The organism is Streptomyces sp. NPDC050315, from assembly GCF_040655775.1.
Taxonomy (GTDB): domain Bacteria; phylum Actinomycetota; class Actinomycetes; order Streptomycetales; family Streptomycetaceae; genus Streptomyces.
On sequence record NZ_JBFAKN010000006.1, the window covers coordinates 673,752 to 680,021 of the forward strand.

The 6,270-nt window shown below is 71.5% G+C and carries 4 protein-coding genes; 3 read left to right on the forward strand and 1 reads right to left on the reverse strand.

The window, feature by feature from the left end:
* Nucleotides 1-150: 150 nt before the first annotated feature.
* Both AB0I82_RS25325 and AB0I82_RS25330 read left to right on the forward strand, forming a co-directional pair.
* Nucleotides 151-1,506: an NAD(P)/FAD-dependent oxidoreductase gene (locus AB0I82_RS25325; RefSeq protein ID WP_363259624.1), complete on the forward strand. Its 1,356-nt coding sequence runs from the start codon at nt 151-153 to the stop codon at nt 1,504-1,506.
* A 408-nt stretch (nt 1,507-1,914) separates the two neighbouring features.
* Nucleotides 1,915-3,861: a SpoIIE family protein phosphatase gene (locus AB0I82_RS25330; protein WP_363259625.1), complete on the forward strand. Its 1,947-nt coding sequence runs from the start codon at nt 1,915-1,917 to the stop codon at nt 3,859-3,861.
* Nucleotides 3,862-3,974: 113 nt separating this feature from the next.
* Here AB0I82_RS25330 and AB0I82_RS25335 read toward each other — a convergent pair whose 3' ends face one another.
* Nucleotides 3,975-5,261: an MFS transporter gene (locus AB0I82_RS25335; protein ID WP_363259626.1), complete on the reverse strand. Its 1,287-nt coding sequence runs from the start codon at nt 5,259-5,261 to the stop codon at nt 3,975-3,977.
* A 283-nt stretch (nt 5,262-5,544) separates the two neighbouring features.
* Between AB0I82_RS25335 and AB0I82_RS25340 the strand changes: the two genes are divergently transcribed.
* A complete protein-coding gene (locus AB0I82_RS25340; RefSeq protein ID WP_363259627.1) occupies nt 5,545-6,105 on the forward strand; it encodes a MarR family transcriptional regulator in 561 nt (186 codons plus the stop codon).
* Nucleotides 6,106-6,270 lie beyond the last annotated feature (165 nt).

Genomic DNA, 6,270 nt, shown 5'->3' on the forward strand with positions numbered 1-6,270 from the left:
TGTGGACAAAGAGGCGGCGGGGGTGCGTCATGGAGAAATGCTGTGTCCCGGAGCGGGTACACGGCATCTGATCGTGGCTCTGCCGCGGGCCGGACCGACGGCCCCGGACGCACCCCACGGGCCACGGGCGACGTCGCGAGGAGACCCTCTGTGAAGCACCCGGCGCGCATTCTCGTGGTCGGCGGCGGCTATGTGGGCATGTACACCGCCCTCCGCCTGCAGCGGAAGCTCAGGAAGGAACTGCAGGGCGGCACGGTCGAGATCGTGGTGGTCGACCCGGAGCCGTACATGACCTACCAGCCGTTCCTGCCGGAAGCGGCGGCCGGCTCCATCTCGCCCCGCCACGTCGTCGTCCCCCTGCGCCGCGTGCTGCCCCTGTGCCAAGTCGTCATCGGTGAGGTGACGGGCATCGACCACGCCAAGCGCACCGCCACCGTGAAGACGCTGGCCACGGAGGAAGAGGGCACCGGCGCCGTCGAGACGCGGTACGACGAGCTGGTGCTGGCTCCCGGCTCGATCTCGCGCACCCTGCCCGTCCCCGGATTGGCCGATTTCGGTATCGGCTTCAAGACCGTCGAGGAAGCCATCGGGCTGCGCAATCACGTACTGGAGCAACTCGACATCGCTTCCTCCACCCGCGACCCGGCGGTCCGGGACGCCGCGTTGACGTTCGTCTTCGTGGGCGGCGGTTACGCGGGCGTCGAGGCGCTCGCCGAGCTGGAGGACATGGCCCGTTATGCGGTGCGGTACTACCACAACGTCCGCCCCGGGGACATGAAGTGGCTGCTCGTCGAGGCGACCGGCCGCATCCTGCCCGAGGTCGGCGAGGAGATGGGCGAGTACGCCGTACGGGAGCTGCGCGGCCGCAACATCGATGTGCGGCTGAACACGCGCCTGGAGACGTGCGAGAACCGCGTCGCCGTACTGGACGACGGGTCACGCTTCCCGACCCGCACCCTCGTATGGACGGCCGGCGTCAAACCGCACCCCATCCTGGCCGCGACCGATCTCCCCCTGAATGAACGCGGCCGCCTGAAGTGCACCGCCGCCCTTCAGGTGGCGGGCGTCGAGCACGCCTGGGGCGCCGGTGACGCCGCCGCCGTACCGGATCTGACCGCCGACGAGCCCGGCAAGGAGTGCGCGCCCAACGCCCAGCACGCCGTCCGCCAGGCCAAGGTGCTCGCGGAGAACATCGCCGCGGCCATACGGGGCGAGCCCGTCCAGGAGTACGCCCACAAGTACGTCGGCTCGGTCGCGTCCCTGGGGCTGCACAAGGGTGTGGCGCACGTGTACGGGCGGAAGCTGAAGGGCTATCCGGCGTGGTTCATGCACCGCGCCTACCACCTCAGCCGCGTCCCGACCTTCAACCGCAAGGCCCGCGTGCTCGCCGAATGGACGCTCGCCGCCTTCTTCAAACGCGAGATCGTCTCGCTCGGCTCCCTGGAGCACCCGAGGGCGGAGTTCGAACTCGCGGCGGGCACGGGGCGCCACAACGAAGCGAGTTGACGGCCGGACCGGCGCGGGGTTGACGCCCCTTCGGGTGGCCCGGAGCGCGTAACAAGGACACCATGCATACGGTGTCGGCCGGGCATAGCCCTGGACCATATGCCCCCGTCGGTCATACGTTCACCGTTGCGTTCAGTCGAACGGGCGGTCAAGGACGCGGTCAGGAACTCCACCCGCCACCCCGGCGTCTGACGTATGTCAGTCCGGTCGGCCACACTGGACGTGTGACCATGGGTGGGCTCGTATCTGCAAAGAGTGACAAGCGCGAGGAATTGGGACGTTTGCTGCATCACGCCAGAGGGCGCTCGGCGCGCCCCCGCCCGACCTTCCGCCAGCCAACGGCCGGGAGGTACCTTCTGGCCGCCGGACCGACTCGGCGCCGCGACGCGAAGTAAGAGGTACACCTCCGTGAACTTCACTCGCTGGAGCGCCCGTTTCCCCGGCACACAGCGCCGCGCCGCGCGGTCCGACCGCGGTGCGGCGCCGGGCGCGTCGTCCCCCAAGCCGCCGCGGAGATCCCCCGCGCCCGGAGCCGCGCAGCCCGCGGCGCCCTGCGGAGCCCCCGCACCCCCGCCCACCGACGAAGCGGAACGGCCGGAGGCCGACCCCGCCGCGCCCACCACGGCAGGCACCGCATCGGGCACCACGGGCGCGCCACCGGGCGCAGCTTCAGGAAGCGCAGCCCCCGGAAGCGCGGTTCCCGCCGCCCGCGCCGAGCGCCCCGAAGCGCACACCCCGCCCTCGGGCACAGCGTCCGTCAGCGCCTCCGGTGCGCAGCCGCCCACCGTCGACGTGCTCTCCGCGCACGAGATCCTCGGCACCATCCCCGCCCTGGTCGCCGTCGTCTACGGCCCCGAGCACCGCATCGCGTACGTCAACGGCGCGTACGCCAAGGTCTTCGGCGCCCGCCCGGCAGGGCTGACCGCCCGCGAAGCCCTCCCCGAGCTCACCGAACTGGGCCTGCTGCCGCTGATGGACCAGGTACTGCGCAGCCGCAAGCCGCGCACGGTCAAGGCGCGCAAGGTCCCCGGCGGCGCCGGCTCCGACCTCAGCCGCGACGGCTACTACACGTTCACTTGCACGCCCATCGAGGTCGCCGCCGCCAGCACCCCGGCCCCGGACCCCGAGGTCGCCTGCGTGGCGCCGCACAAGGGCGTCCTCGTCTTCGCCGCCGACGTCACCGACCAGGTCGAGGCCGCCGAACGGCTGCGCGCCGCCGAGCGCCGCCAGCGCGAGGCCGCCGTCACCCTCCAGCGCTCCCTGCTCCCCCAGGAGCTGGAGCAGCCCGACGACCTCCGGGTCGCCGCGATCTACCACCCCGGCGGCACGGACGCCGCGGTCGGCGGCGACTGGTACGACGTGATCACCCTCGGGGCCGGGCGCACCGCCCTGGTCATCGGGGACGTGATGGGCCGCGGCGTGCGCGCCGCCGCCGTCATGGGCCAGCTCCGTACGGCCGTGCGCGCCTACGCCCGGCTCGACCTCCCGCCGCACGAAGTCCTGCAGCTCCTGGACGGCCTCGCCGCGGAGATCGACGCCAGCCAGATCGCCACCTGCGTGTACGCCGTTCACGACCCCAACGAAGGCCGGCTGGTCTACGCCTCGGCCGGCCACCTGCCCATCCTCGTGCGCGACCAGGACGGCACCGTCCACCGCGCCGAGGAGCCGACCGGCCCGCCCCTCGGCACCGGCGGCTGGCTGCACACCTCCGGCAGCGTTGCGCTCGGCCCCGGCTCCACCGCCGTCCTCTATACGGACGGCCTCGTCGAGCGCCGCGACAAGGACATCGACGAGGGCATCGCCGCACTGGAGCACGCCGTCGCCGGCGCCACCGGCGCGCCCGACATCATCTGCGACCGCCTGCTGCGCGCGCTCGGCATCTCCAACGACCACGACGACGATGTCGCCGTCCTCGTCCTCCAGCACCCGGACCGCACCGGCCCCGAGGCCGAGCTCTTCCACAACGCCGCGCTCGAACTGCACGGCGGTACGGAGGCGGCGCCGCGCGCCCGCGCCTTCGCCTCCGGAGTGCTCGCCTCCTGGCGCTTCTCCCCGGAGCTGCACGACCTCGGCGTCCTGGCCGCGAGCGAGCTGGTCGCCAACTCCCTCCAGCACGGCACACCGCCCATGCGGCTGCGGCTGCGGCGTACGGACCGCCGCCTCATCGTCGAGGTCACCGACGGCGACGACCACCTGCCGCGCCGCCGCCGCGCCGAGCCGGTCGACGAGGCGGGCCGCGGCATCTCCATCGTCGCCACCATCGCCTCGAACTGGGGCTCGCGCCGCACACCGGGCGGCGGCAAGGCGGTCTGGTGCGAGTTCGCCCTGCCCAAATCCAGCCCGTCCGGCGATTGAGGACCGGGGGCCGGGGCCGGCCCCCCCATGCGGCGGAGCCGCACATGTCACCGTCGGGAAGGGGCGGGTCCGGGGCAGCTTCCCTCCCGGCCCGCGCCACGCGACCGGCGGGGTTACGCCACGCAGGCGACCTCGTCGCGCTCCGGAACCTCCGCCGGCACGGTCACGGCCTGCGGGTTGTCCTGCACCGCGGTGAGCATCCCGCCCAGCCGCAGGCCCAGCGCCGAGACCCCGAGCGCGCACGCGATCAGCAGCACGATGTACGCGGCAGCCGCCCCGTGCCCCACCATCAGCGCGCCCACGGCCGGCCCGACCGCCAGCGCCAACTGCTTCACCAGGGCGAACACCGAGTTGTACTGACCGATCAGCCGGCTCGGCGCCAGATCCGCCACCAGCGGCTGCACCGTCGGCGACAGCAGCGACTCGCCCACGCCGAACAGCATGTACGTGGAGATCAGCAGCCCCGTGGCCAGCGCCTGCGCGCCGTGCACCAGCCCGGACAGGCCCGCCGCGATCCAGGCCACGGTCCATATGAGCCCCACGACCGCGATGACCCGGCTGCGCCGCCGCCGCTCGACCAGCTTCAGCACGACGAACTGCGCGAGCACGATGGCCGCGGTGTTGGCCGCCAGCGCGATGCCCATCGTCGACGGCTGGATACGGGTGACCTCGGTCGCGTACGCGGCGAGGCCCGACTCGAACTGCCCGTAGCAGGCGAAGAAGAGCACGAACCCGAGCGCGCACAGCCACAGCATCCGCCGGTCGGCGAGCAGCGCCCGCCAGGCACCTTCGGCCCGCTCCTCGACCGGCACCGCATCCTCGACCTTGGGCGCCTTCGGCAGCCGTACGGTCGCCACGGCCGCGCCGAGCACCAGGAACATCACGGCCTCGATGGCGAAGAGCCGTACGAAGCTCGCCGGGTCGTTCTCGTTCACGAGCATGCCGCCTATCAGGCCGCCGATGCCCAGGCCCAGGTTGTTCAGGAAGAACTGGGTGGCGAAGGCGCGCGACCGCGTCACGGTCGTCGAGCACCAGACGATCATCGTCGCCAGCGCCGGCTGGATGACGGCTATGCCCGCGCCGAGCGACAGTGCCGAGGCGATGACCAGCGGCTCGCTGTCGGAGAGCCCGAGGCCCAGCGAGCCGAGCGCGGCGGCGAACGTGCCCACCGCGGCCACCGGCAGCGGACCCCGCCGGTCGATGGCACGACCGGTGAAGGGCAGGACGACGAGCGCGGCGGCGGCCAGCATCGCGAGCACGATGCCTGCCGTACTGGCTCCAAGGTCACGCACCTTCGCCACGTAGACGTACAGATACGGAACCGTGAAGCCGTTGCCGAACGCGCTCAGCGCGTTGCCCAGCTGGATCCGGCGCAGCGCGGCGCCCATTGCGGTGGTCACACTCACCTACCTAGGTCGAGAGGGTCGTCAGATACGTACGTGCGTGCGCATTGCTGCGCGGATGTGTGCAGGGCGGAGCGAGGCGCACGCGGGAATTCCGACCCCCCGGAGCAGACCTGGTGCCCCCCAGCACTGTGACTCCAGAGGAAGATAAGGAGCTTTGCGACGTGTCCGGTCAAAACCAGACAGTCTCAAGCTGAAGACTTCAACTCTAAAGTTCGAAGCTAAAGAGTACATGACCAAGGACTTCAACGCCAATGCGTTACGTGTCATACTCCGTCGCATGTCAGAGCCCTCAGACGCGGCCTCCCGCCCGGCCGAGCCGACCCTCGAGGAACAGATCGCGGCCTACCAGCGCGAGTTCCAGGACCTCGACCCCCAGGTGGAGAAGGTCGTCTCCGCGCTGCAGCGCCTCAACCGCCGGATGAACGTCGCCTACGGCCGGCAGACCGCCACGCTGGGGATAAGCAACGCCGAGTGGGAAGTACTGAAGGCCCTCGTCGTCTCCGGAGCGCCGTACCGCCTCGGCCCCGGCGACCTCGCCAAGCGGCTGGGCCTCACGCCGGCCGCCATGACGCACCGCATCGACCGCATGGCGGCCGAGGGGCTCGTCAACCGCGAGCGCGACGAGAACAACCGGGTCCGCGTCATCGTCGAGCTCACCAGCGAGGGCCGCGAGAAGTGGCTGGAGGCCATGCGCCTCGCGTCCGTATTCGAAGAGGACCTGCTACAGGACCTTGATTCACGCGAACGAGGGCTCCTGGGTGACGTACTGACGCGCCTTCTGCGCCGCGTGGAGGACGCCCAGCCCGATGCGGACGGCCGCCTCAGCGATCTCGACTGACCCCGGCGGCCACGGCGTTCCCGGACGGGCCGGCAGCCGGTTGACACGGCCCATCCCGATCCGTAGTGTTCTCCGAGTTGCCACACAGCCGTAACGGTTTTGCGGCAGCCACTCACGCCGCACCGGCGGCAACCCACTACTGCACGGCCTTCCTTCGGGAACAAT

Coding starts and splice junctions, on each gene's coding strand:
- AB0I82_RS25340 (WP_363259627.1), top strand. CDS start 5,545: ATGTCAGAGCCCTCAGACGCGGCCTCCCGCCCGGCCGAGCCGACCCTC.